The sequence below is a fragment of the uncultured Dysosmobacter sp. genome (genome assembly GCF_947631635.1).
GTDB lineage: Bacteria > Bacillota > Clostridia > Oscillospirales > Oscillospiraceae > Oscillibacter.
In genome coordinates this window covers 25,625-46,267 of sequence record NZ_CANRMB010000014.1, presented here as the reverse complement: position 1 = coordinate 46,267, position 20,643 = coordinate 25,625, and the positions used below count along the sequence as shown (strand labels likewise).

The window sequence follows — 20,643 nt, the reverse complement described above, 5'->3', positions numbered from 1 at the left end:
GAGGCTACATGTATGGATAAGAAAGAAATTGTTGAGATCCGCTATTGCGGGCAGGATGGACAGCCCCGGGGGAAAGCGTACAGCTATTACACGGATATCCCGTTGGCCGTCGGCGACCGGGTGATTGTACCTACATATAAAGGCGACGGTGAGGGCGTTGTCTGCGCAGTAGCTGTGCCGGAGAGCACGGTGGACGAGCATGTGCTGCCGCTGCTGAAAACCATCACCAGAAAGGTGGAGGCAGAATGAAATGTGAGAAATGTGGATATTTCTGTGGCTGGAATGACGAAGGGGAACCTATCTGCGAGTACGATGAAGGGATTGATGGCTGCCCATTCGCGGATGAAATGGAAGCAGCCAAGTCTTCTGGCTTTGATATTTCAATCGATTGTGTCCGTCTGACTCAATATCTCCGGAGCACGATGATGAATACGTCCAAACGAGTTGCGGAGGAGACCATTAAAGAGTCTATCCACAGCATCGTAACAGATACTTACAAGCAGGAAATCCAGGCAATGACCAAGGCGGCAATGGAGAAAATCGTCATCGAACAGGTCGCTGCTTTTATGGCAGGTGAGATCACGATTGGCGGTGGTTGGTTGGAACCGAATCGGACTCTCACGAGGAACGACTATTTATCAGAGTGCGTCCAAAAGAGCCTTCATGAGAAAGCGGATGGGAACAGTATCAGGAAGATGTGTGAAACTGAGGCAAAGAATCAGATCGGGACATTTTCCGAAAAGCTCAAAAAGGATATCAACCGGGACTTGAAAAACCTTCTGGATGAAGCGACGCGGCAGACACTGACTTCCAGCGTGGTAAACCTGCTAATGGCAAATGAGACATATCAAAAGCTCTCTAGCGGCATGGATAATTTGCTGGAAGCGGGAAGGGAGATCTGACATGAAAGAAGCGCAGGCAGCGTTGAGCGTAAAGGCCCAGGCTCCAGAAACGGAGCAGCAGCTGATCCAGGTGGTCCAGCTCCCCATTATCACACAGAAGCTCCGGGAACTGGCACCCGAGATCGACCGGCAGGTCGCGGAGGCGAAATCGCTGGCCTGCACCGAGGAGACGGTGACTGCCGTCAAGAAGGCCAGGGCGGCGATGAATGCCCAGTTCGCAGGGCTTGAAGAGCGGCGCAAGGCCGTTAAACAGGCCATTTTGGCCCCTTACGACGAGTTTGAGAAGGCCTATAAGGAGTACATTACCGATAAGTTCCGCAGTGCGGATGCTGATCTGAAAGCAAAGATCGGCGACACCGAGGCCGGTGTGAAGAAGCGGAAATCGGATGACCTGCGGGCCTATTTTGACGAGTTGGCGGCGGCAAGGCATGTTGAGTTCCTGCGTCTGGAGGATGCGGGATTGACTGTAACGCTCTCAGCCTCTCTGACTGCCCTGAAAAAGAATGCCACGGCATTCATCGAGCGGGTGGCGACCGATGCTGCCATGATCGAGACGCAGGAGCACGCCAGCGAGATCATGGCAGAGTACCAGAAGAATGGATGCCATGTGTCTGCTGCCATCACTACGGTGGTGGAGCGGCACAAGGAGATCCAGCGGCAAAAGGAGCTGGCGGCCCAGCGGGAAGAGGCGCGGCGGATGGAAGAGGAAGCGGCTCAAAAAACCTTGGAATCTTTGCCGTCTGCCTTTTCGGCGCCAGTAGTTGCACCAGTTGCTGCATCTGCGGCCCCGCCGCAATCTGCGGACGGAAAGGCGAAAAAGGACCCAAACGATGTGCTGACTGTCGGATTCAGGATTCGGGATACACGTGCCCGACTGCTGATCCTGAAGAACTGGATGGATGCCAATGGGTACAAGTATGAATGATGGAGGAATTTAAAGTCATGGAAAATAAGAATTTGATCCAACAGTTCGGAACTTCCGAACTGTCAAAACAGATGAGCGGAGTTGGAAGGGCGCTGGTTATGAGCCGAGAGGCGCAAGAGGTCCACACGGCCATGCTGATTGCAAAGAATTTTCCGCGGGATACCATTGACGCATACAATCGTGTGTTGACAGAGTGCCAACGGAAAACACTGGCAGAGAAGGCAATGTATGAATATCCCCGCGGCGGAAGCATGGTCACTGGCCCCTCCATCCATCTGGCCCGCACTATGGCGAGATGCTGGGGCAATCTGGATGCCGGTTTCAAGGTTTTGGAGCAGACGGCAACAGAATCCACAGTAATGGCCTACTGCTGGGACCTGGAGACGAACTTCCGAGAGTCCAAGATTTTTACAGTGGCGCATGTGCGGGAGACGAAGAAAGGCAACTATGCACTGACCGACCCCCGCGATATTTATGAACTGATCGCCAACCAAGCGGCGCGGCGGGAACGTGCCTGTATTCTGGCTGTGATCCCCGGTGATGTGACCGACGCCGCTATCGGGCAGTGCAATGTAACACTGGCTGGCGATAGCAAGATGACAGTGGAAGACATGGTGCGAGCTCTGGTCAAGAACTTTCAAGAGCAGTATGGCGTGACCCGGGAGATGCTGGAGAACTATATCGGCGTCAAGGCGAAGGCATTTTCACGGCAGAGCGTGGTGCGGCTGAAGAATGTCTATAACACCCTGCGGGATGGCTCGGCATCTGTAGAACAGTATTTTGACATGTCGCTGGCCGCACCTGATAAAAAGGAGCAGGAAGACGATGCCGCAGCCCAAAAGGGCGAGTTACCCAGTGCAAAAGACGCTGAAAGCTACAGCTCATCTCGGCCTGAGCCGCAGGATGCGTCCGGGGATGTTGTACCGGATGGTATGAAGGTTGACGATAAGACTGGAGAAGTGACACTCGGTGAGCTGTGAGTGTGAGAGATGGAAAGATATCAATGGCGATTTGAGGAGGTGATGCCTGATGACCTGTAATATCATTGCAACTGGTTCCAAAGGAAACGCAATCCAGCTGGACCACCGGCTGCTGCTGGACTGCGGTGTTCCCTTTAAGGTTCTTCAGCCCATTTTTATGGAGCTGAATCTGGTGCTTTTGACACACAGGCATGGTTAGGAGACCATTTTAACCGCTCGACCATTCGCTGTCTGGCGCAGGAGCGGCCAATGCTCCGCTTTGGGTGCTGTTCTTGGATGGTTCTGCCCCTGGTGGAGTGCGGCGTTGATGTGAGGCGGATCGATTCATTTCATCCCGGCGGGAAAATGCACTACCACATCTTCGGAATGGACTATATCATTGAAGCCTTTGACCTTTTCCATGATGTGCCGAACTGCGGCTATAAGATCCAACTGCCAAATGGTGAACGGGTGCTGTATGTCACGGATACCGGGACACTGGAAGGAGTGAGCGCCCCTGCTTATGAACTCTATCTGATTGAGGCGAATTACAGGGAGACGGAACTGAAAGAGCGTATGGCACAGAAACTGGCGGCTGGAGAGATGGCCTATGAGGGTAGGGTAGAGGCGACACACCTTTCCAAAGAGCAGGCAGATGCTTTTTTGATGGCAAACGCTGGGCCAAAGAGTTGCTTTGCCTATCTGCATGGGCACCAAGAGAGAGCAGAAATAACGGAAGAACAGGAGTAAAAGCATGGGATTTTGCGAATTTGAAGATAAGGCCAAGTTCATTAGTGCAAGGCTTCTCCCTCTGACTGCGGCTGCAACCGAGGGAGATGTTGCCGGCCTGGATTTTGAGTATCGGGACGGCAGCGAAACAGTGACCATTACATATAAGGACGGAACGCGCCAGGAGGTTGACGTGACTGGCGATACGCTCCTCATGCTGGCCCAGGACGTGTTGGGGGCGGTGGGCTGATGCTCAACAAGATCATCATCATGGGACGCCTGACCCGTGACCCAGAACTGCGCCACACCGGGAGCGGAACTGCTGTCACATCCTTCTCCCTGGCTGTGGACCGGGACTTCAAGTCTCAAAGCGGCGAGAAGGAGACGGATTTCATCGATGTGGTGGCCTGGCGCAGCACTGCGGAGTTTGTCAGCAAGTACTTCACCAAAGGCCGCATGGCCGTGGTGGAGGGCCGGTTGCAGATCCGCGACTGGACCGACAATGACGGCAATAAGCGCCGCAGTGCAGAGGTCATTGCCGCGAATGTCTACTTTGGCGATTCCAAGCGGGATGCCAGTGCGGCGCCGGCGGCGGATGGAAGGGCCCCAAACTTCCATCCGGCGGGCCGCCCTGTGGATGTGAATCCAGGGCCGGATGACTTTGCCGAGATCGGCGAGGAGGACGGCGATCTGCCGTTTTAAGGCGGTGAAATTGTGCCAAGGCGAAGAATGATAGACCCTAATATATGGCAAAGCGAAGATTTTTCAAATCTTTCTATTTTGGCAAAACTGGTGTTCATTGGCCTTTTTTCCAATGCGGATGATGAGGGACGTGGACGAGCCAAACCCATGTATATCAAGTCAATACTTTTCCCTTATGACGAGAAAATACGGATCATCGACATTGAGACTGCGCTATCGGAGATAGCTCTGAATTTGTCCGTGACGTTTTATTCCGCCGATAACGGAAATCAATATTATTCGCTTGATAATTGGAAGAAGTGGCAGTCCATTGAGAAGGCAAAACCGTCTAAAATCCCTGCACCGCAAGGAATTGAGTATAATCCCCGACCAATCGGCGATTCGTCGACGACTAATCCCCGACCAATCGTCGACAAGTTCCGCCTAAATAGAAAAGAAGTAGAAAAAGAAATAGAAATAGAAAAGAAGAAAGATATATGCGCAGAGGCGGAAACCGCCTCCGCGCCGCCAGTAATCGTATTACCGCTGAATACCGGAGACGGCTATCCCGTTTCCGCGGAGCAGTGCCATGAATGGGCGGGCCTGTACCCTGCTGTCGACGTGATACAGCAGCTTCGGAATATGAAAGGATGGCTTGATGGGAATCCGACAAAGCGGAAAACACGCCGGGGCATCTTGCGATTTATCAATGGCTGGCTAGCAAGAGAACAGGACCGAGGAAGAGATATTTCTAGAAAAATGGGAGCAGAGGAAAAACAGCCCACAGACTGGGAAAAAGTTGCCAGAGAATTGGAGGAAGGATTATGACCGCGGCAGAGACCGGAACCATCATGAATATTTTGCAGGCCGCATATCCACGGTTTTATGCGGACATATCCAAAGCTAATGAACGAAAAATAGTCCTCCTGTGGGCAGAGATGTTCGCCAATGACGATGTTTCACTTGTTGCCGCCGCAGTCAAGGCGCTTATCGAAACGGATGAAAAGGGATTCCCTCCCCATATTGGGGCTGTCAAGGCCAAACTGCGGCTTCTGACCGTTGGCGATGAAATGTCCGAAGCAGAGGCTTGGAGCATGGTGGCCTCCGCCATCAGAAACGGTACATACGGGGCAAAGGCGGAATTTGAGAAATTTCCGCCGATCATACGCCGGATCGTAGGCAGTCCCAATACACTTCGGGAATGGGCCGGAATGGACTCGGAAACCGTCCACAGTGTAGTTGCCTCAAACTTCCAGCGGAGCTACCGGGCAATATCTGAACGGGAGCGCGAGTTCAAAAAGCTGCCGCCGGATGTGAAAGAGTTGGTCCTGAGTCTGCGATGCGCCCAGTCAGAGCCTGCGGTGCCTGAGAAAAAAACAGATGTATCCCAGCTGCCGCCTCCAAAGCGTGAGATACCGGCATGGATGGCGGAGCCGGCGGAAAAGCCGGTACAGCGGAGCCGCGAGGAGGTTATTGCCATGCTGCGCTCCGGGAAGCCATCGCGGGAAGAGAAACGCTGCAATGGGGATTGATTTAAAGGACTTATCCCCCAAGGCACAGAAGCAGGCCCTTGCCAAGCTGGCGGAACAGAGTCCGCAGGCGGCACAGATTGCCCGGAAGGTGACAGGGAGCAACAAATACGGCGCTCGGAAAACCTGGGCTTTCGGGATGCCTTGTGACAGCCAGAAGGAAGCTGGATACTTGGGCAACTGTGTGCTGCTGACCAGGGCCGGGGTGCTGGCGGGGTTTCTCTATCACGGGAAGCTGCTACTGGTGGATGGGACGGACAGGGACAACCGGGCTGTGACCTATGAACCGGACTTTGTACTGCTTCATGCAGACGGCACCTATGAGCTGGTGGACACCAAGAGCGACGCCACAGAGACCCGGGTATTCAAGAACAACATGAAAATCATCCGGGAGCGGTATCCGCTTCTGAGAGAGGTGACGATTGAGAAATGAGCGATAAATTTGACCTTTGCGTGCCATGCGCTGCGGCGCTTTTTGAACAGGGGAGCCGGATGCGGAAGGTCCGGGAAGTGCCTAATGTGAAGCTGACCTGCTCCAGGTGCGGCCGGCGGCGGTACGGGGCCACCTATCAAACAGACGGTGGGACGGCATTGGAGGGGAAGAAGGCATGAGAAAGTTTACATGCCCGGTCTGCCACAATGAAGAACACCCGGATCATGCCCGGTTTTGTGTGATTTGCGGAAATGCGCTGCCGCTGGCAGAGAAACCGGCGGATGAGGCATTGGAGACGGTGAAGCTGCTCGCCCTGGCGGCGATCTGCTATCAGCGCATGTTCGACGAGATCCTGCGCAGAGCAAAGTGTGATCCGGTGATGGCAGATTTGCTGATGAGTGTCCAGACGGTTCAAGGGACTCCAAACGTCATGAAAATCTACAAGTTGGAGCAGAGTGGGCTTGATGTCAATGCCATCCAGAGCATCGACGATGTGACAGCTGCTATGTGTTCCCAAAAGGAGAATCGGACATGACGGACAAGGACAGCGGAGAGCGGAAAGTCATAGAAGGACCTGACGAACGGTATATCGTACTCTGCGGTACATGCGGCGCCCGCACCAGGGCATATAGGACCAAAGGAGCGGAGACACGCGCATGGGTACGCGGAGATATCATCAAAGGAGAAAAGCAGTGAGCAGCTGCACGAAACCTTGTCGGATCGGCTTTTAAACCATGGGCCTGCCTATGAGCAGATGCGGAGGCAGGCCCGTTCAGGCGAGGCTTATGGCAGCAGGAAGGAAGTGGGCGGCATGAATCTGATTTATGTGCAGAAGAACGGCAAAATGACCGAGGTAGACCGGCTGGCCCTTGGAGAGCTTTTGCTGAAGGCGGGATATAACGTCCGGCTGACTAAACGGAGGGTTCCGGGCGGCCCTGCGGATAAAAGTATTCCGGTCATTGAGTTCAAGGGTGATGGGGAGCCGTGATGAAGGGGAGAGGAAGCGTGTTTCGGATACGATGAAAAACCACATGACGGTACATCATGGACTGCTGGCGGACCTCACCGCTTATCTGATAAAGAGTGGGTGGCAGATTGAAAAGCCTGTCGGAAAATATGAGGTCCTTCGGGCGCGGCGCCCAGACTATCCACGGCCTCTACTGATCCATGACCGCACTTCAGGCGGCTGCGGTTACAGCATTGATGAGCGAGACCTGAAAGTGTATCAGGGATGGAAAAGGAACCGTAGAAAGCGTGGCCTTGATCCGAACTGGCCGGGTGAGCTGCCGCACTGTAACGAAGAAGAATGCGAGCCTCCGTATGGCATGAAATGCGACTGTGAATTAAACGAATACGGATGGTGTACTAGGAGAATGCACAAATGAAAATTTTGTCTTGCGGCGCTGGGATGCAATCAACCGCCTTAGCGCTGATGAGCTGTGAGAATTCCTTCGCAAAAGAAAAGAAACTGCCCATTCCGTACCCGGCGGTGCCGATTTACGATTTGGTGGTGTTCTGTGATTTGGGCCTTGAACCTCCCTGGGTGAAGCGTCAGGTGGAATTCATCCGAAAGGCATGTGAGTCGGCTGGTATTCCGTTTAAGGTACTGGACTCCCCGCTCTATAAGGATTTTATGAAGAACTTCGGGGAGAGGCGGACTATCAGTATCCCGTGGTGGACGCTTGGCGAAGACGGCCATAAGTCACGAATGCCCAGGAACTGCACCATCGACTACAAGGTGGAGATGATCTCAAAGTTTTTCCGATGGGAAGTGCTGGGGTACAAAAAGGGTCAGCGGCTCCGGGATGAGGATAAAAAAGCGCATGAGATGCATATGGGATTCAGCGCTGAAGAAGCACGCCGGTGCAAGGAAAGTCCAAACCCGATGTTTATTAACAAATTCCCCCTGGTAGAGATGGGACTGGTGAGAGCTGACAACTACGCATACATCAAGGATGTGTGGGGGCTGGAAACAAGGGCGTCTGCCTGTACCTTCTGTCCATTTCATAAAAACTACTTTTTTCAGTATTTGAAGAAAAACCTGCCGGAGGAGTACAGACGGCTGGTAGAAGTGGACGAGCTGCTGCGGGACAAGAACCCAAAGCCGCCGATGGATTCCGATTTGTTTATCTCCAGAAGCCGCAAGCGGATCAAGGAGCTGACACCGGAGGACTGCTGTGATGCTGAGTGCTTTGAATACCATGGCAGACAGGTATGGAATGGATTTTGAGTTCGTTTCCTTGAAAGACAGGAGCTTGCAATAGGTACACGCTGGAACAATGGGGAGTGATGATGAACATGAATAAGAAACGGATTTATGCTCCATGGGCTTTTACAGAGAACGAGAGAGAAAAAGGGAAGCAAAACTATGAAATTTATAAAGAACTGAAGGAAAAATACAGGGTTTATCGTCACGATCTCAAAATGGATCTGAAAGATGGCGCGGACTGTAATTTTGAAAATTACGATGTTGTGATTGGCCGGAAACCTGGTTATCATCACGCCTTATATCGCATTTACAAGAACGCCCCCGGCCTGACCACCGCTGAGTTGGCCTTGCTCTGCGACGAAGGGAACCTGTGCTTCGGCTATTCGATGCAGGGGGACCACATCAGGGTATCGGAGGACTGAGTATGAACAAGACCAAGATTGAGTGGTGTGACGCCACCTGGAACCCGGTCACGGGCTGCCTTCACGGATGCCCCTACTGCTACGCAAGGAGCGTGGCTCACCGTTTTGGCCTGCCATTTGCGCCGAAGCTGGGAGACCCAGGAATGGAGGGAGCCAGCAAGTACGATAGCCCGGAGGGCATGGACACCATGCTGGAACTCGAAAAGCCGTATATCCGCGACGGAAGAGTCCAGCCGTTTCCTATGGAATTTCTGCCGACATTCCACCGCTACCGTCTGAAGGAGCCGCAGCGGAAGAAGCCTCAGACCATCTTCGTCTGCTCGATGGCCGACCTGTTTGGGGAGTGGGTGCCGGATGACTGGATCAAGGCGGTATTTGATGCCTGCAGTGAGGCCCCACAGCACAATTATTTGTTCCTGACAAAAGCGCCTGATCGGTACAACGACCTGGATGCCAAAGGACTTCTGCCGCAGGATAAGAACTTTTGGTATGGTGCTTCTGCCACAACGGCATTCCAGATGGAAAAGGCCGCTGATGCCTTTGGGCAGCTTTCCTCCAGGACACGGACATTCCTGAGCATGGAGCCGCTGCTGGAAGATATAGCAGAGTCCGCAGGATGGACATATGCAGAGAATGGCGCATATGCAAATTGGATCATCATCGGGGCTATGACGGGAAGCGGAAGCAAAAAGAGCAAGCCCAAGCGAGCGTGGATCGAGAAGATCGTCAAGGACTGTGCATTCAGAAATGTTCCGGTCTTTATGAAAGGCAGCTTGGCGGAGATATGGGGCGAAGAGCTGATCCAGCAGTTTCCATGGGACAGGTTGGACTGAGCGCGGCCAATTGACAGAGAAGGGAGACAAAAAGGCCTATGCCAAGGAAGAAATACAGCGCCAGTGTGGACTATGAAGCCAAGCTCCAAACGGTGATGGAGCGGCTGGGGATTGAGAAATTCAACTACGACTGGACGCGGAGAGACTGCTTTGTGGAGATGATTTATCACGGGCGGGTGTACCGCTTTGAGAACAGTTTTGAAAAGGCATCCGCCTGCGGCAGAAGAATACAGTATGTCAGCGACCTGTTTGCGGAAGTGGTGCTTTCCCTGGAGGCAATTGCCCGTGCGACGGAGAAGGATATTTTTACACTGGACATGCTGTTCGAAGGGGTTCCGAGTCTTCCGGCTAAAATCACAGTTCCTGTCTGCTTTGCATTTCTTGGCTTTTCAGAAGTGCCGCGGGATGAAGGCGAGGTGCGGAGCCGATACCATGAGCGGGCGAAGCAGCTGCACCCGGACAGTGATTCGGGGAGTCGGCAAGCCTTTGAGGAACTGAACCGGGCCTATCAGGACTGCCTTGCATATTTCAAATATTGAGAAAGCGATGGGTTATTCATGAAAAGAAACTGGACAAGAGAGGAAAGAAAGCGGCGGCTTGCCCGCCGGGTGCTGGCAGGGATCTTTGCGGTGGCAATGGTGCTGGCCGCTGTGTCGGCCCTGATCCTGCCCGCCGGAGGCGCTGAGGCCAGTACATATTTGCCGGATACTCCAGAGGATATATTCCAGAGGGAGGAAGGGGCAGGCACTACGGTCACATACATTCCCGCCTGGGAAGAGGCATTGGATGAGGCGGAGATACAGGAGGATTATGAAAACGAATTGATTGAGGCGGCTCTGTTGGAGCGGGCCTGTGTGATCGAGAGATGCCGGATCACCTATTACTGTGTAGAGCGATATCCCCATATCTGCGGGACCGGAGATGGGATCACAGCGTCTGGGACAGAGGTGTTGGCGGGGGTCAGCTGTGCTGTGGACCCATCCATGATTCCACTGGGCAGCGATGTACTGATAGACTTCGGCGATGGGGATTTGCGCTATTTTGTGGCAGATGACACAGGGCCGACCGGAGGTCACATTGATTTGGCAGTTTCGACGCACAAGGAGGCGGAACTGCTTGGCGTTACACAGGCCACGGTTTACTGGGTGGAGCAGCCAGGTTGATGGAGGGAAAGAACATGGAAGTTTATGACATGCTGGATCGGGAAAGGTTTCCGCACCGGCTTCGGGTGGGCATGGAGATCGCAGACATCAGGGCCGGTGAGTTGGCGGGGATGTGCGGGCTGAGTATTTCCGCTATTTATAGAGCGAGGAGTACCGCCTGTGACATGTCCGAGGAAAAACGCAGGGCGCTTCTGGTGGCATTGGAGAAGTGGAGCCCGGGGACGCTGGCGGCTGTCAGGGCAGCAGAACAGGAAATGAAACGGCAGATGCCGGAACATGATCTGGGAGGATGTGTATGATTATGATCTATAAGTTGACGGCGGCAATTATGGCTACTATTATCGCCGGAGTAATTTTGATTTGGCTGTTTGTATGGCTGAACAGCACGAAGGTGCGGGAGTGGTGGATGGTCTGCAGGATCGAATGGGCCATGGGCTTCAAGCTCTATGGGTGGCAGCGGGAATATATCCTGCATGGCGGAAAAGTCCCGCAGAATCCCCGGGGAAAGACCACGGCATATATTATCAGGATGCTGATAACAAGGACGGATACCGACATCCTGATTTTGGATATGGAGGATGTCTGGTACATCTCCGAGCAGAAACTGCCGGAGGGACAGAGCATTGTGACGTATTGCAGCAGCTACCTTCACAAGATCATGCGGATCTGGCAGAAGCTATTTGACACCGGGATAACGGTCCGCAATCTGATCGTGCGGGCGGGGATAGACCGCCGGGCGTTTGAGGAGCTATGAGCAGTGGAATCCAACAAAGATAAATGCTCTGCTGCGGAGCTGGAACAGCAGCTATGTCCGGCCAGAACGGAATACGGATGCTCGGCCTGCGGGCTTTTTAAAAGTCCGACCTGCTTTGGGCGTCACCTGGAAGCCGCGGATGAGCGCCTACATTGCGGCATGGCGGAACTGGAGAGGATGCAGGCACAGCTTCGGAAGGAGCGGACGCGGATGTACAATCTGCGAAAGCGGGCCAGAGAAGCCGAAAACGAAGTGCAGCGGCAGGCCGAGGCGGTCATGCACCAAAAGGAGATGGTCCAGACCGCAGAAAAACAGCGCAAAAATATCCTGCGGCCGGACGGATTCAAAGAAAAAGTCAGGCGGACGACGATACAGCGCCAGAAATACCTGCGGGGGCTGGAACGGAAGAACACCAGAGCGGGAAGCCCCAGTGAGAAGAAGTCTCTCTGCAATATATGCTCTGTATGCACATGCTCCTGGATGCTGTGCGGGGAGCCTGTGGAGGGATGGGTGGCTGAGCCGTCAAAACTCTATAAGGATGGCTGGGGCGTGCTGAGGTGCCCGGAGGCTAAACTATGAGGAGATCAAAATGAATGTAATGGAAAATGGGGAGATCCGCAACCGATTGGGACGGGCTTTCCCGAAGGCATACATCAACAGGCAGTTTGAATTTATCGCTTTGCCGAGCCGGAATACATACTTTTTGCTGGATGGCGTGGACACGGAGCTGAAATTGAAATGCAAGGTTCTGGAGTGGCTTTCACGGGAGGCGGCGAAGGGGATTTCGCCCATCTCGCGGAGGTATCACCTGGATGGCATTAACTCGTTCCTTGGAACGTCCTTTACGCAGGAGGACATGATGGAAATCTATACCTATCTGGGAAACGCCTGCAACCATGAAAAGACCCTCCGCTTTATTGAGAGCGGATATGATATGGCGGCGCTGACCAAAGCGGAAAAACCTGTATGAGCAATCGGATACAAGGATTTATCCTTTACAAGATTTTTTGTGGTTCGACGCTGGTTTATTTGGGCAGGACGAAGCAGCCGCTGGCAAGCCGCCTGCGGGGACACTTCTTTCAGAAGCCCATGCACCGGGTCATTGATATCAGCCTGGTGACGAAGGTCCAATATGCCAGGTTCCAAACAGAGGCAAACATGAACCTCTATGAGATCTACTTCATCCTGACGCTTCATCCGCCACTGAACGTGGATGACAAGGCAGGTGACTACCCGACGGTGACACTCCCGGAAGTGGAATGGACAGATTACTGGCCTCCGCTGATGGAGAAGTGGCTGAAGGAGATCGGGGAGCGGACAACACGCTATGAGAAACTGCGGCTCCGCCAATCCAAAATCCTGATGGAACAGCACGAGCTTCGGGTTCAAAGACGGAGCGGGGCGCTGGATGAGGAGTCTTATTGGCAAAGATATGAGGAACTGGTCCAGGAGGACCAGCAGATCAGGATAGAACTGCATGGATAAGGCGGTGTACATATGGAATTGGACGTGACTATCAAATTGATTCGGCTTTTCGGTAGATGTCCAAACTGCGGGAACGACATGGTAGGTCCTAATGATGGGCTTCTGGATATTACGGATCACACATTCACCAGAACCTGTACTTGCGGATGGACAGTGACCGTGGAAGAGCATGGGAGGCGGTTGTGATCAATCTTCACCCAAAAACCTGCAACCTCTGCGGTGGAGTTGTGGACTATATCAGCAATGCTGAGGTGTATGGGCGGAATATGACGCGCTCCGGTGCAAGGAAGCCTTGTGAATTTGATGGATGAGAGAGGATGAACCATGAAAAGGCATCTCGACAATCTCTATTGGACCAGAATTTTCCTTCCGCCCCGCTCCCGTCCGACTGGCCGGAGCACATCAAGACCCGCTTTGAGCGGATTGAATAAGGAATGAGATTATGAAAAAAGCAAGAATTTATACAAATGATTTTAACCGCATGATTTTAGCAACCAAGAATTTCACTGGGACTAATAGCAAAAAAGGACTGCATCAGTATATCCGGCTTGAATTCGATTCCGAGACCTCTATTGTGACGGCTATTGCGGTTGACGGCTATAGGATGTCTGTTGAGCATGCTGTTGTCTCTGCTTGTGATGAAAGCTTTGTAGCATACGTCAGAAACAATATCAAGCTGCCAAACAAGATGTACGCAGATTTAGAGCTTGAAGGCGGAGACCTGATGATCCGCTGCGGGGAGTTCATCTTCGGCCTAAAGCAACCAGAAGGAGAGTTCCTGGAATGGGAAAAGGTACTTCCGAATAAAGAAGCGACTTTTAAAATCGGTTTTAATGGAAACTATCTGCTGGACGCGCTGCAAGCAGCCAAAATATCAAATGGAAGTTCGTTCAAAAGCCCGGTAATTTTGGAATTTAGAAGCGCAGTTGAGCCGGTTATCATCCGCACCAACAAAAATGATGTAAAAATGGTGCTGCCGATTAGGATTAGAGATTGATTGAAAACCGTCATAGGAGGCCCTGGGATAAAGGGGCTTAAAGGAGAATTGAGCATGGAAAGATTGACAGAACGCGACGAATACGGGAATGCGGATATTATTGCACTCAGTGACATGATGCCGAAATTGTACGCAAAATTGTCTTACTCAGAAACAAATGCATTGACGGACGCGCTGAACCGCCTCGCTGCCTATGAGGACACCGGCCTGGAGCCGGAGGAGGTAGAAGCGTTGAAAAAAGGGACCTGCGCCGGTTGCTCTGTCCCAGTACTTGGCACTGACCGAATTCGCGAGCTGGCGCAGGCCGAGGCGGCGCTGGAGGGGTTATTATGAAGAAAATAGTTTGCTTTAGCGGCGGTCACTCCTCCGCGCTAGCTGCGATTGAAACGGCTAGGAAGTATGGCACAGATGGCATGGTGATTTTGAATCACGATATTTCCCCGCACGTTGAACATGAGGACATCAAGCGATTTAAAAAAGAAGTGGCCGCATATCTTGGGCTGCCTATCACCTACGCAAATATGCCAGGGTGGGAAACGACACCTCCACTGGATGTGGCAATCAAAAACAAGGCGTTCAAAGCCTACAACCGCCCCGCTTTTTGCACTTCCCGGCTCAAAACAGAGCCGTTTCACAAGTGGCTCGAAGGAAACGGAGAACGGGGCGATTGGGTAATATACGGCTTCGACGCAGAAGAAGCAGGGCGGATGATGCGCCGAAGTGATGTTATGAACGCCCTGGGGTATAAAGCTGTTTTCCCATTGGCCGACTGGGACAGAACGATTTACAGCACAGAGGAAATCGGCATAGCCCGCCCGTCTACATACCAGACTTACAAACACGCTAACTGTATCGGATGTCTCAAAGCCGGAAAACAGCATTGGTACTGTGTGTACTGCCTGCGTCCGGATATTTGGGAGGAGGCGAAAGCAGCGGAAGAACAGATCGGATACAGCATTATTAAAGGCGCTTATCTGAAAGAGCTTGAACCGCAATTCCGGGAAATGCGCGATACACTCCGCATTGTGCCAACGGATAAGACCAACAGCGCCCGATTTTGGAAACGGGTACGGGAAACGATGCCGGAGGAACAGCTTGAAATACCATGTGATTGCAGTTTTTAGATTGGCGGCGCTGGAGGCGCAGAAAGGATCACACCATGAAACCGATATATGAACCAAAGGGGAAAGCAAAAGAATATGGCGACTATGCCATTAACACCTATATGGGCTGCCCACACCAGTGCTATTACTGTTTCGCCCCCAATGTGTTGCACCGGGAGCGGGAAGCATTTCACAACTGCATGGAGCCTCGCAAGGATATTGTGCGGGAGCTACGGCGGCAGTTGAAGCGGGAAAACATTACTGGAAAGCTCATTCACCTGTGCTTTACCTGCGACCCCTACCCTACCGGATATGACACAACGGCCACACGAGAAGTCATTCAGGCATTGAAGGAGCACGGGAACCACGTCCAGATTTTGACCAAGGGCGACGGGAGCCGGGACTTTGATTTGTTGGACGCCGAGGATTGGTACGGCGTGTCTATTTCCTGCGACCTATCGATAGCGCACAAGGCGGAGCCGTTTGCCGAAACTCCGGCAAACCGCCTGCTGGAGCTGGAGGCGGCAAAGTGCCGGGGAATCAACACTTGGGTATCGTTCGAGCCGGTCCTTGACCCGGTGGCTGTGCTGGAATGTATCAGGAATTGCGCCTATTTCATCGACAAGGTGAAAATTGGGAAGCTAAATTACTGGCCGTCGGATATTGACTGGGCGAAGTTTGGCCGGGAGGCAGAGGCACTTTGCAAGTCGTTGGATATGGACTATTACATTAAGGACAGCCTGCGTAAGGAAATGGAGGAGCAGAAAGGCGGTGAAGCCGATGCTGGTTGATGTTGCAATGATAACAATGCCGATTAAACCAAAAGCGGACAGCACGCTTCGCTGTATGCGCAAAGATGATCTTATCGAGTATATGTGCGATAGGAAAGTGTGATCTCATGGATGAAAAGGAGAAAGTGGTCAATGTTTTCCCGGCAATCATTGAACGGAACAGGCAGAGGGTATGTACCTGCAAGAACGCTGTGTATCGCCTGGATGTGAAGAACCACATCGTCCAGTGCGACGGCTGCGGGGCCGTTTTGGATCCATTCACAGCGCTGCTGGACTTTGCGGAGCGATGGGAGGAGATCAAGAAGATGGAACGCAGCAGCCGGGAGCGGATGGCGGTGTTCAATGAAGAAGCGCGAAAAGCTATGCGGTTTCGTGGGGTACAGGACATCACCAGACGCTACAAAAACGGGATGTTTCCGATATGCCCCAAATGTGGTGAGGCGTTTGATCCCAGCACCGTGATCCGATTTGTCAACAAGGCATATGTGGAGGGAGAAAAAGCCAATGGGTAAAGGGAGATATCTGCATATCTCCTGCGGAAACTGCGGCGCGTAGCGCTGTGAGGAGCTTGTATATGAAAGAAGGAAAACGAATTTGCCCAGTATGCGGGCAGGAAGTTGAGACGCGCTTGGGGGAGAAACAGGCAGAACGTCCCTCCACGGTTGGAGCGGCAAGGGCTGCGGAACCGCAGGTGCGCCGGCGGACCAATATGGAAAAGCTGCTGCTGGAGGACATGCATGATCAGGTGATGCGGCTGCTGCTTCGTGAGAAGATCATATGCCCCACTTGCCCGGCCCGTGCGTACTGCGAGAAGCAGCCAGGGCCGGTCTGCTGCCGGGAAGTTCTGGAGGAGTGGGGAAAGGAGATGGCAGATGCGGTCGATCATGCGGTATCCGGGGAGTAAGTGGGCCATTGCAGAGTGGATCGTATCCCATTTCCCGGAGGGCTATGAGAAGATGGTCTATCTGGAACCTTTTGCCGGAAGTGCCGCGGTGTTTTTTACAAAAAATCCTGGTGCTGTTGAGACGATCAACGATTTGGACGGCGATATCGTGAATCTGTTTCAGGTCCTGCGGGAGCAGCCGGAGGCGCTGTCACGGGCAATAGAGCTGACACCCTTTAGCAGAGAGGAGTATGACCGGGCGTTTGAACCCTGCGTGGAGCCTTTGGAGAAAGCACGGCGCTTTATGGTAAAGACGAGTCAAGCCATTGGGACTAAGAGAGATGGGAAAAGTGGATGGCGCAACCATAAGAGCGAAAAAGTTGGTGGGACTGCGTGCTCCTGGCATGGTATTCCAGGTGCGCTGGGGATTGCGGCGGAACGGCTCCGGGGGAGCGCCACAAATCTGGTGCAGATCGAGCATATGGATGCACTGCGGCTTATGGAACGGTATGACAAACCGGAGGTGCTGATGTACCTGGACCCGCCCTATGTGATGGGGACCCGCCGCTCTGGCCGGCTGTACCGCCATGAGATGGACGATGCCACCCACAAGCGCATGTTGGAGATAGCGGTCAACAGTCAGGCAAAGATTATTTTGTCCGGCTATACCTGTGAACTCTATGACAACGCACTGAAAGGATGGCGGAAGGACAGTGTGAGAGCGGCGATTACCTCTGGGGAAAAAGCGGAGGAGTGCATTTGGATGAACTATGAACCGCCTTTTCAGCAAATCAGGATGATGGACATAAAGGGAGATATCTTGTATGAGAACTCGAATTGATTGGACTAAGGTCCAACCGTATGAAACGGTTATCGTATGTTATGGGAGTCAGCAGACGGCTGATTTCATCCGGCGGGCGGTGAGCGACGGATTTATATGTGAAAACTTTGCAGCGAGTAGACTGAGCGCGAACTGCTTCGAGACTGGCGTGAAAATCTATATGTTCCGCATTACCGGGCGCAATGGAATATTGAAAACTTCAGAAATCCGCATTCCAGATTGTGGAGTCGGCTATGAGACGCTTTTGGTAAAGGACGAATTGAAGAAGAATCCCTCTCAGGTACAGGCAATGAAGGTTATTCCGAAACGGGGGCGGATGACCTTGGAAGAGGCAGCGGAGCCGAAGCTGTGCCAGTTGTTGGGAGTCCATGTGGGGGAACGGTTCCGCATCGATTATCCCAAGGGAATCACAGGTGAGCTGTACATCACGGGGGGTGGACTGATTGAGCGGGTGGATGGCGGCAAACGGCATGACAAGATCGGCAACTCCATTGCCTATGCCATCCAGCACCCGAAGAAAGTCATAAAGCCGCCGCGGTGGACAGAGGAGGACATCCAGGACGCAAAGGCCCTGCGGCGGATGTGGCCGATTGGAACTGTGGAAGTAAGGCGCTATGGAGATGAATACTACACTTCTGTTGTTGTGTACCTGACCTGTACTGGAGATGTGCTAGAAAGCCTGTCACTGCGGCACTGCAAGATATTTCCATCACTCCAGATCAACGAATGTGTGGACATCGACCAGATTTTAGAGGAGAGTCATGGGCAGCAGAAAGAAAACAAATCCCAATAGGCGGCCAGCCACGCAGGCGGATGTGGAGCGGGCACGGCGGGAAGGACGGGTGGATGGCGCCAGATTTATGGCGGCGACCTATACGATGGTCCTGCGCGATAAGAAACGGGACATCCTGCCCGAGGGAGAATTATTGGAGATATGGAAGATGGTTGATAAACTGTGGCAGGAGATCAGAGAAGGTCGGATCAGCTACGCGGATATCCTGCATACGCTGGAAGAGGAAGAACAGATCACTTTTGATTTTTGTTAGAAACAGAAGGGGGTATAGCCGTGCGGCATTATAGGAAACGGGATATATTCCATTGCCCCTGCTGTGGAAATGAGATCGGCGGAGGGGAACCGCTTTATTTGCATGACGGCCAATGGATGTGTGAGGCCAGTATCCGCCGGGTGATTGGGCTGATGCCTTTTGCAAAGGACGCAGAATATACCCTGGAAGATATTTGCGCGGCTTTGGACATTCAACAGTGTCCAGCGGAATCCGTGCTGAAAAGACTGGCCCGGGAATTTCATGGGAGGAACCTGAATGATCCCTGATACAGGATGGAAACCGTTGCTGTGCCGCGGTTGCGGGAAGGTCATTGCCAAGGAAAAAGACGGGACGATCAAGGTCAGGCACAGGGGAAGGGAAGTATCTTTTTCGGCACTAAATGCGGCGATAACCCTGGATATTACATGTGAAACATGCGGAGCAGAAAATCATTTTGTAAAATAGGGCTTGCATTTTACACAAGAATGTGTTACATTTGCAACAGACAAAATGAATCAAGTAATCGGCACGATTTCCGGCCAAAAATTTTTGGAGCGGAATTCGTGCCGATTTTTTTGTCAGGGAGGCGACCATGGATCAGAGGGACAAGGCGGCCTGGAATGCGATTATGCGCATCGTACAACGTGGAGAGACCGCAGAAGTCCGCATGACGCCTGATGGAATCAAAGTGCTGAAAGTGCAGAAAGAACTTGTGTTCGGACAGTCGAGTTATGTGTACGGAAAAACACGGCCGGCAGAGAGGGAATAGTTGGGAGTTCATATGACTGGAAGTTCTCGGACAATTGGACAGCAGGAAAGCGCGGTCATCACCTGTGTAAACTGCGGGAAAGAACTGGACGAGTTTACAGGGGTGCCTGCGGCAGAGGACTGGTACAAGGACACCCGCTTTGTCCATTACTGCAGGGACTGCCAGGAGAGCTATTTTGAGGAGCTGGCCCAAAAGACCACGCCGCACCTGGCACTGTTTTATTGCTGTGTGGCATTCAACATCCCTATGGCCCCCCTGGAGATCCCCAATATGGATGATGTCTCCACACCCTGGCTGGCCTATCTGGAGAACCTGCGGCGGAGCGGCCGCCTGGAACAGGACAACGGAGAACCCTCCACGTTTTTTGACGGAATCGTGGATATCCTGAAACTGTTTGGCGGAGATCTGTCCAGCGGCGAGGTGGCAAAGGCAATCCAGCTGGAAAAGAATATCCGGGATACCCAGCAGGGGAGCCAGCGCCAGCGCAAGGTGTGGGGAACGATAGATGGATTTACGTCGGAGCAGTATACGGAGCTGGACCGGCTGTATGCTATCCAGAGTAAGCCCTATGAGGCGGCGGGCATTGACGCCATGATGGAATACAATCTGCGGGAGATCTGCAAAAATCTGCTGCGGTATTCCATAGAGCTATCCTGTAACTCTAAAGACAGTGCCGCCAATGCCAAAAAATATTTGGACATAGCAGAAACCATCAAGGCCAGTAATCTGATGCGGCGAAAAGACGAGAAGCCAGTGGAAGACCTGCGGGTCGACACCATTGTGGACAAGTTGGAAAAGCAGGGATTTCTGAAAAACGGAAAACTGCTGGGATATTCGGAATTGCTGAAAAAGCTTCAGGGAGAGCGTCCGCATTACCCCCACTCCAAGGATGCCGCAGACCAGATGCTGCTGTGCATCAATAACACCATGCGGAAAAATATGGGGCTTGGGATCGAGACGGAATTACCGGAGACGATGCGGTTTGATGCCATGTCTGGGGAGTTTGAGGAGGAAGCCCCGCAGTGGGAGAGGGACATCAAGGCAAAACTGGGGCTGTTCCCCCTTTCGGACAGGGAACGGGGGGAACCTGGAGCAGCAGGACCATAGGCCTGCATAAAGCTCCAAAACCGCCTGAGAATAGGAGCTGAATTCCCACAGTTGAAAAGGAGGAGCAAGGAAGCGTGCACGG

Annotated in this window: 37 protein-coding genes; all 37 read left to right on the top strand. The window is 52.8% G+C overall.

Going from position 1 to position 20,643, the window contains the following annotated elements:
- Nucleotides 1-12: 12 nt before the first annotated feature.
- The 37 genes from Q0Z71_RS08935 (at nucleotide 13) to Q0Z71_RS08760 (ending at nucleotide 20,561) form a co-directional block, all read left to right on the top strand.
- Nucleotides 13-249 carry a hypothetical protein gene (locus Q0Z71_RS08935; RefSeq protein WP_298021148.1) on the top strand — a complete coding sequence of 79 codons (237 nt, stop codon included), beginning with the start codon at nucleotides 13-15 and terminating at the stop codon, nucleotides 247-249.
- Nucleotides 246-902 carry a hypothetical protein gene (locus Q0Z71_RS08930; RefSeq protein ID WP_298021141.1) on the top strand — a complete coding sequence of 219 codons (657 nt, stop codon included), beginning with the start codon at nucleotides 246-248 and terminating at the stop codon, nucleotides 900-902. Before Q0Z71_RS08935 ends, Q0Z71_RS08930 begins: the two co-directional genes overlap by 4 nt.
- A 1-nt stretch (nucleotide 903) precedes the next feature.
- Nucleotides 904-1,827 (top strand): DUF1351 domain-containing protein, encoded by a 924-nt coding sequence (locus Q0Z71_RS08925; RefSeq protein WP_298021136.1) that lies wholly within the window; start codon nucleotides 904-906, stop codon nucleotides 1,825-1,827.
- Nucleotides 1,828-1,844: 17 nt separating this feature from the next.
- A complete protein-coding gene (locus Q0Z71_RS08920) occupies nucleotides 1,845-2,807 on the top strand; it encodes a hypothetical protein (protein ID WP_298021134.1) in 963 nt (320 codons plus the stop codon).
- A 49-nt stretch (nucleotides 2,808-2,856) separates the two neighbouring features.
- The gene (locus Q0Z71_RS08915) at nucleotides 2,857-3,006 is read left to right on the top strand and encodes a hypothetical protein (protein WP_298021131.1); all 150 of its coding nucleotides are present in this window, start codon (nucleotides 2,857-2,859) and stop codon (nucleotides 3,004-3,006) included.
- Between the two features lie 77 nt (nucleotides 3,007-3,083).
- Nucleotides 3,084-3,536 (top strand): hypothetical protein, encoded by a 453-nt coding sequence (locus Q0Z71_RS08910; RefSeq protein WP_298021128.1) that lies wholly within the window; start codon nucleotides 3,084-3,086, stop codon nucleotides 3,534-3,536.
- A gap of 4 nt (nucleotides 3,537-3,540) precedes the next feature.
- Nucleotides 3,541-3,765 (top strand): hypothetical protein, encoded by a 225-nt coding sequence (locus Q0Z71_RS08905; protein WP_298021125.1) that lies wholly within the window; start codon nucleotides 3,541-3,543, stop codon nucleotides 3,763-3,765.
- A complete protein-coding gene (ssb, locus tag Q0Z71_RS08900) occupies nucleotides 3,765-4,217 on the top strand; it encodes a single-stranded DNA-binding protein (protein WP_298021122.1) in 453 nt (150 codons plus the stop codon). The genes Q0Z71_RS08905 and ssb overlap by 1 nt, the downstream gene beginning before the upstream one ends.
- A gap of 12 nt (nucleotides 4,218-4,229) precedes the next feature.
- On the top strand, nucleotides 4,230-5,024 hold the full coding sequence (locus Q0Z71_RS08895) for a hypothetical protein (RefSeq protein WP_298021119.1): 795 nt from the start codon (nucleotides 4,230-4,232) through the stop codon (nucleotides 5,022-5,024).
- Nucleotides 5,021-5,728, top strand: a complete 708-nt coding sequence (locus Q0Z71_RS08890) for a replicative helicase loader/inhibitor (RefSeq protein ID WP_298021116.1) — start codon at nucleotides 5,021-5,023, stop codon at nucleotides 5,726-5,728. Before Q0Z71_RS08895 ends, Q0Z71_RS08890 begins: the two co-directional genes overlap by 4 nt.
- Entirely contained in the window at nucleotides 5,718-6,158 is a 441-nt protein-coding gene (locus tag Q0Z71_RS08885) for a DUF1064 domain-containing protein (protein ID WP_298021112.1), read from the top strand. Before Q0Z71_RS08890 ends, Q0Z71_RS08885 begins: the two co-directional genes overlap by 11 nt.
- Complete coding sequence (locus Q0Z71_RS08880) at nucleotides 6,155-6,337, top strand: hypothetical protein (protein ID WP_298021109.1); 183 nt, start codon at nucleotides 6,155-6,157, stop codon at nucleotides 6,335-6,337. The genes Q0Z71_RS08885 and Q0Z71_RS08880 overlap by 4 nt, the downstream gene beginning before the upstream one ends.
- Nucleotides 6,334-6,693, top strand: a complete 360-nt coding sequence (locus Q0Z71_RS08875) for a hypothetical protein (RefSeq protein ID WP_298021107.1) — start codon at nucleotides 6,334-6,336, stop codon at nucleotides 6,691-6,693. The genes Q0Z71_RS08880 and Q0Z71_RS08875 overlap by 4 nt, the downstream gene beginning before the upstream one ends.
- A gap of 276 nt (nucleotides 6,694-6,969) precedes the next feature.
- A complete protein-coding gene (locus tag Q0Z71_RS08870) occupies nucleotides 6,970-7,146 on the top strand; it encodes a hypothetical protein (protein WP_298021104.1) in 177 nt (58 codons plus the stop codon).
- A 393-nt stretch (nucleotides 7,147-7,539) separates the two neighbouring features.
- Nucleotides 7,540-8,388 (top strand): hypothetical protein, encoded by an 849-nt coding sequence (locus Q0Z71_RS08865; protein ID WP_298021101.1) that lies wholly within the window; start codon nucleotides 7,540-7,542, stop codon nucleotides 8,386-8,388.
- A 68-nt stretch (nucleotides 8,389-8,456) separates the two neighbouring features.
- Nucleotides 8,457-8,789: a hypothetical protein gene (locus Q0Z71_RS08860; RefSeq protein WP_298021098.1), complete on the top strand. Its 333-nt coding sequence runs from the start codon at nucleotides 8,457-8,459 to the stop codon at nucleotides 8,787-8,789.
- A gap of 2 nt (nucleotides 8,790-8,791) precedes the next feature.
- Nucleotides 8,792-9,622, top strand: coding sequence for a DUF5131 family protein (locus Q0Z71_RS08855; RefSeq protein WP_298021095.1), 831 nt, complete (start codon nucleotides 8,792-8,794; stop codon nucleotides 9,620-9,622).
- A gap of 38 nt (nucleotides 9,623-9,660) precedes the next feature.
- Entirely contained in the window at nucleotides 9,661-10,161 is a 501-nt protein-coding gene (locus Q0Z71_RS08850; RefSeq protein WP_298021092.1) for a J domain-containing protein, read from the top strand.
- Nucleotides 10,162-10,179: 18 nt separating this feature from the next.
- On the top strand, nucleotides 10,180-10,785 hold the full coding sequence (locus Q0Z71_RS08845) for a 3D domain-containing protein (RefSeq protein ID WP_298021089.1): 606 nt from the start codon (nucleotides 10,180-10,182) through the stop codon (nucleotides 10,783-10,785).
- A gap of 14 nt (nucleotides 10,786-10,799) precedes the next feature.
- Nucleotides 10,800-11,084 (top strand): hypothetical protein, encoded by a 285-nt coding sequence (locus Q0Z71_RS08840; RefSeq protein WP_298021086.1) that lies wholly within the window; start codon nucleotides 10,800-10,802, stop codon nucleotides 11,082-11,084.
- On the top strand, nucleotides 11,081-11,539 hold the full coding sequence (locus Q0Z71_RS08835) for a hypothetical protein (protein WP_298021083.1): 459 nt from the start codon (nucleotides 11,081-11,083) through the stop codon (nucleotides 11,537-11,539). Before Q0Z71_RS08840 ends, Q0Z71_RS08835 begins: the two co-directional genes overlap by 4 nt.
- 3 nt (nucleotides 11,540-11,542) lie before the next feature.
- Nucleotides 11,543-12,118 carry a hypothetical protein gene (locus Q0Z71_RS08830; RefSeq protein WP_298021080.1) on the top strand — a complete coding sequence of 192 codons (576 nt, stop codon included), beginning with the start codon at nucleotides 11,543-11,545 and terminating at the stop codon, nucleotides 12,116-12,118.
- 10 nt (nucleotides 12,119-12,128) lie between these two features.
- A complete protein-coding gene (locus Q0Z71_RS08825) occupies nucleotides 12,129-12,509 on the top strand; it encodes a hypothetical protein (RefSeq protein ID WP_298021077.1) in 381 nt (126 codons plus the stop codon).
- The gene (locus Q0Z71_RS08820) at nucleotides 12,506-13,024 is read left to right on the top strand and encodes a hypothetical protein (protein WP_298021074.1); all 519 of its coding nucleotides are present in this window, start codon (nucleotides 12,506-12,508) and stop codon (nucleotides 13,022-13,024) included. Before Q0Z71_RS08825 ends, Q0Z71_RS08820 begins: the two co-directional genes overlap by 4 nt.
- A gap of 12 nt (nucleotides 13,025-13,036) precedes the next feature.
- Nucleotides 13,037-13,210, top strand: a complete 174-nt coding sequence (locus tag Q0Z71_RS17115; protein WP_363316697.1) for a DUF3797 domain-containing protein — start codon at nucleotides 13,037-13,039, stop codon at nucleotides 13,208-13,210.
- 256 nt (nucleotides 13,211-13,466) lie between these two features.
- A complete protein-coding gene (locus tag Q0Z71_RS08815) occupies nucleotides 13,467-14,021 on the top strand; it encodes a hypothetical protein (protein ID WP_298021071.1) in 555 nt (184 codons plus the stop codon).
- 54 nt (nucleotides 14,022-14,075) lie between these two features.
- Nucleotides 14,076-14,354, top strand: a complete 279-nt coding sequence (locus Q0Z71_RS08810; RefSeq protein ID WP_298021068.1) for a hypothetical protein — start codon at nucleotides 14,076-14,078, stop codon at nucleotides 14,352-14,354.
- Entirely contained in the window at nucleotides 14,351-15,145 is a 795-nt protein-coding gene (locus tag Q0Z71_RS08805; protein WP_298021066.1) for a hypothetical protein, read from the top strand. Before Q0Z71_RS08810 ends, Q0Z71_RS08805 begins: the two co-directional genes overlap by 4 nt.
- A 35-nt stretch (nucleotides 15,146-15,180) precedes the next feature.
- Nucleotides 15,181-15,915: a hypothetical protein gene (locus Q0Z71_RS08800; RefSeq protein ID WP_298021064.1), complete on the top strand. Its 735-nt coding sequence runs from the start codon at nucleotides 15,181-15,183 to the stop codon at nucleotides 15,913-15,915.
- Between the two features lie 107 nt (nucleotides 15,916-16,022).
- On the top strand, nucleotides 16,023-16,427 hold the full coding sequence (locus Q0Z71_RS08795) for a hypothetical protein (RefSeq protein WP_298021061.1): 405 nt from the start codon (nucleotides 16,023-16,025) through the stop codon (nucleotides 16,425-16,427).
- 62 nt (nucleotides 16,428-16,489) lie between these two features.
- Nucleotides 16,490-16,819, top strand: coding sequence for a hypothetical protein (locus Q0Z71_RS08790; RefSeq protein WP_298021058.1), 330 nt, complete (start codon nucleotides 16,490-16,492; stop codon nucleotides 16,817-16,819).
- On the top strand, nucleotides 16,788-17,639 hold the full coding sequence (locus Q0Z71_RS08785) for a DNA adenine methylase (protein ID WP_298021055.1): 852 nt from the start codon (nucleotides 16,788-16,790) through the stop codon (nucleotides 17,637-17,639). The genes Q0Z71_RS08790 and Q0Z71_RS08785 overlap by 32 nt, the downstream gene beginning before the upstream one ends.
- Nucleotides 17,623-18,432 carry a hypothetical protein gene (locus Q0Z71_RS08780; RefSeq protein WP_298021050.1) on the top strand — a complete coding sequence of 270 codons (810 nt, stop codon included), beginning with the start codon at nucleotides 17,623-17,625 and terminating at the stop codon, nucleotides 18,430-18,432. The genes Q0Z71_RS08785 and Q0Z71_RS08780 overlap by 17 nt, the downstream gene beginning before the upstream one ends.
- Entirely contained in the window at nucleotides 18,401-18,685 is a 285-nt protein-coding gene (locus Q0Z71_RS08775) for a hypothetical protein (RefSeq protein ID WP_298021047.1), read from the top strand. The genes Q0Z71_RS08780 and Q0Z71_RS08775 overlap by 32 nt, the downstream gene beginning before the upstream one ends.
- A gap of 276 nt (nucleotides 18,686-18,961) precedes the next feature.
- On the top strand, nucleotides 18,962-19,150 hold the full coding sequence (locus tag Q0Z71_RS08770; RefSeq protein WP_298021044.1) for a hypothetical protein: 189 nt from the start codon (nucleotides 18,962-18,964) through the stop codon (nucleotides 19,148-19,150).
- Between the two features lie 127 nt (nucleotides 19,151-19,277).
- A complete protein-coding gene (locus Q0Z71_RS08765) occupies nucleotides 19,278-19,454 on the top strand; it encodes a hypothetical protein (protein WP_298021042.1) in 177 nt (58 codons plus the stop codon).
- Nucleotides 19,455-19,466: 12 nt separating this feature from the next.
- Nucleotides 19,467-20,561, top strand: coding sequence for a hypothetical protein (locus Q0Z71_RS08760; RefSeq protein WP_298021039.1), 1,095 nt, complete (start codon nucleotides 19,467-19,469; stop codon nucleotides 20,559-20,561).
- Nucleotides 20,562-20,643 lie beyond the last annotated feature (82 nt).

What these genes read in the sequence shown, in the direction of transcription:
- Q0Z71_RS08935 (WP_298021148.1), top strand. Translation starts at nt 13, where the DNA reads ATGGATAAGAAAGAAATTGTTGAGATCCGCTATTGCGGGCAGGATGGA.
- Q0Z71_RS08930 (WP_298021141.1), top strand. Translation starts at nt 246, where the DNA reads ATGAAATGTGAGAAATGTGGATATTTCTGTGGCTGGAATGACGAAGGG.
- Q0Z71_RS08925 (WP_298021136.1), top strand. Translation starts at nt 904, where the DNA reads ATGAAAGAAGCGCAGGCAGCGTTGAGCGTAAAGGCCCAGGCTCCAGAA.
- Q0Z71_RS08920 (WP_298021134.1), top strand. Translation starts at nt 1,845, where the DNA reads ATGGAAAATAAGAATTTGATCCAACAGTTCGGAACTTCCGAACTGTCA.
- Q0Z71_RS08915 (WP_298021131.1), top strand. Translation starts at nt 2,857, where the DNA reads ATGACCTGTAATATCATTGCAACTGGTTCCAAAGGAAACGCAATCCAG.
- Q0Z71_RS08910 (WP_298021128.1), top strand. Translation starts at nt 3,084, where the DNA reads ATGGTTCTGCCCCTGGTGGAGTGCGGCGTTGATGTGAGGCGGATCGAT.
- Q0Z71_RS08905 (WP_298021125.1), top strand. Translation starts at nt 3,541, where the DNA reads ATGGGATTTTGCGAATTTGAAGATAAGGCCAAGTTCATTAGTGCAAGG.
- ssb (WP_298021122.1), top strand. Translation starts at nt 3,765, where the DNA reads ATGCTCAACAAGATCATCATCATGGGACGCCTGACCCGTGACCCAGAA.
- Q0Z71_RS08890 (WP_298021116.1), top strand. Translation starts at nt 5,021, where the DNA reads ATGACCGCGGCAGAGACCGGAACCATCATGAATATTTTGCAGGCCGCA.
- Q0Z71_RS08885 (WP_298021112.1), top strand. Translation starts at nt 5,718, where the DNA reads ATGGGGATTGATTTAAAGGACTTATCCCCCAAGGCACAGAAGCAGGCC.
- Q0Z71_RS08880 (WP_298021109.1), top strand. Translation starts at nt 6,155, where the DNA reads ATGAGCGATAAATTTGACCTTTGCGTGCCATGCGCTGCGGCGCTTTTT.
- Q0Z71_RS08875 (WP_298021107.1), top strand. Translation starts at nt 6,334, where the DNA reads ATGAGAAAGTTTACATGCCCGGTCTGCCACAATGAAGAACACCCGGAT.
- Q0Z71_RS08870 (WP_298021104.1), top strand. Translation starts at nt 6,970, where the DNA reads ATGAATCTGATTTATGTGCAGAAGAACGGCAAAATGACCGAGGTAGAC.
- Q0Z71_RS08865 (WP_298021101.1), top strand. Translation starts at nt 7,540, where the DNA reads ATGAAAATTTTGTCTTGCGGCGCTGGGATGCAATCAACCGCCTTAGCG.
- Q0Z71_RS08860 (WP_298021098.1), top strand. Translation starts at nt 8,457, where the DNA reads ATGAATAAGAAACGGATTTATGCTCCATGGGCTTTTACAGAGAACGAG.
- Q0Z71_RS08855 (WP_298021095.1), top strand. Translation starts at nt 8,792, where the DNA reads ATGAACAAGACCAAGATTGAGTGGTGTGACGCCACCTGGAACCCGGTC.
- Q0Z71_RS08850 (WP_298021092.1), top strand. Translation starts at nt 9,661, where the DNA reads ATGCCAAGGAAGAAATACAGCGCCAGTGTGGACTATGAAGCCAAGCTC.
- Q0Z71_RS08845 (WP_298021089.1), top strand. Translation starts at nt 10,180, where the DNA reads ATGAAAAGAAACTGGACAAGAGAGGAAAGAAAGCGGCGGCTTGCCCGC.
- Q0Z71_RS08840 (WP_298021086.1), top strand. Translation starts at nt 10,800, where the DNA reads ATGGAAGTTTATGACATGCTGGATCGGGAAAGGTTTCCGCACCGGCTT.
- Q0Z71_RS08835 (WP_298021083.1), top strand. Translation starts at nt 11,081, where the DNA reads ATGATTATGATCTATAAGTTGACGGCGGCAATTATGGCTACTATTATC.
- Q0Z71_RS08825 (WP_298021077.1), top strand. Translation starts at nt 12,129, where the DNA reads ATGAATGTAATGGAAAATGGGGAGATCCGCAACCGATTGGGACGGGCT.
- Q0Z71_RS08820 (WP_298021074.1), top strand. Translation starts at nt 12,506, where the DNA reads ATGAGCAATCGGATACAAGGATTTATCCTTTACAAGATTTTTTGTGGT.
- Q0Z71_RS17115 (WP_363316697.1), top strand. Translation starts at nt 13,037, where the DNA reads ATGGAATTGGACGTGACTATCAAATTGATTCGGCTTTTCGGTAGATGT.
- Q0Z71_RS08815 (WP_298021071.1), top strand. Translation starts at nt 13,467, where the DNA reads ATGAAAAAAGCAAGAATTTATACAAATGATTTTAACCGCATGATTTTA.
- Q0Z71_RS08810 (WP_298021068.1), top strand. Translation starts at nt 14,076, where the DNA reads ATGGAAAGATTGACAGAACGCGACGAATACGGGAATGCGGATATTATT.
- Q0Z71_RS08805 (WP_298021066.1), top strand. Translation starts at nt 14,351, where the DNA reads ATGAAGAAAATAGTTTGCTTTAGCGGCGGTCACTCCTCCGCGCTAGCT.
- Q0Z71_RS08800 (WP_298021064.1), top strand. Translation starts at nt 15,181, where the DNA reads ATGAAACCGATATATGAACCAAAGGGGAAAGCAAAAGAATATGGCGAC.
- Q0Z71_RS08795 (WP_298021061.1), top strand. Translation starts at nt 16,023, where the DNA reads ATGGATGAAAAGGAGAAAGTGGTCAATGTTTTCCCGGCAATCATTGAA.
- Q0Z71_RS08790 (WP_298021058.1), top strand. Translation starts at nt 16,490, where the DNA reads ATGAAAGAAGGAAAACGAATTTGCCCAGTATGCGGGCAGGAAGTTGAG.
- Q0Z71_RS08785 (WP_298021055.1), top strand. Translation starts at nt 16,788, where the DNA reads ATGCGGTCGATCATGCGGTATCCGGGGAGTAAGTGGGCCATTGCAGAG.
- Q0Z71_RS08780 (WP_298021050.1), top strand. Translation starts at nt 17,623, where the DNA reads ATGAGAACTCGAATTGATTGGACTAAGGTCCAACCGTATGAAACGGTT.
- Q0Z71_RS08775 (WP_298021047.1), top strand. Translation starts at nt 18,401, where the DNA reads ATGGGCAGCAGAAAGAAAACAAATCCCAATAGGCGGCCAGCCACGCAG.
- Q0Z71_RS08770 (WP_298021044.1), top strand. Translation starts at nt 18,962, where the DNA reads ATGATCCCTGATACAGGATGGAAACCGTTGCTGTGCCGCGGTTGCGGG.
- Q0Z71_RS08765 (WP_298021042.1), top strand. Translation starts at nt 19,278, where the DNA reads ATGGATCAGAGGGACAAGGCGGCCTGGAATGCGATTATGCGCATCGTA.
- Q0Z71_RS08760 (WP_298021039.1), top strand. Translation starts at nt 19,467, where the DNA reads ATGACTGGAAGTTCTCGGACAATTGGACAGCAGGAAAGCGCGGTCATC.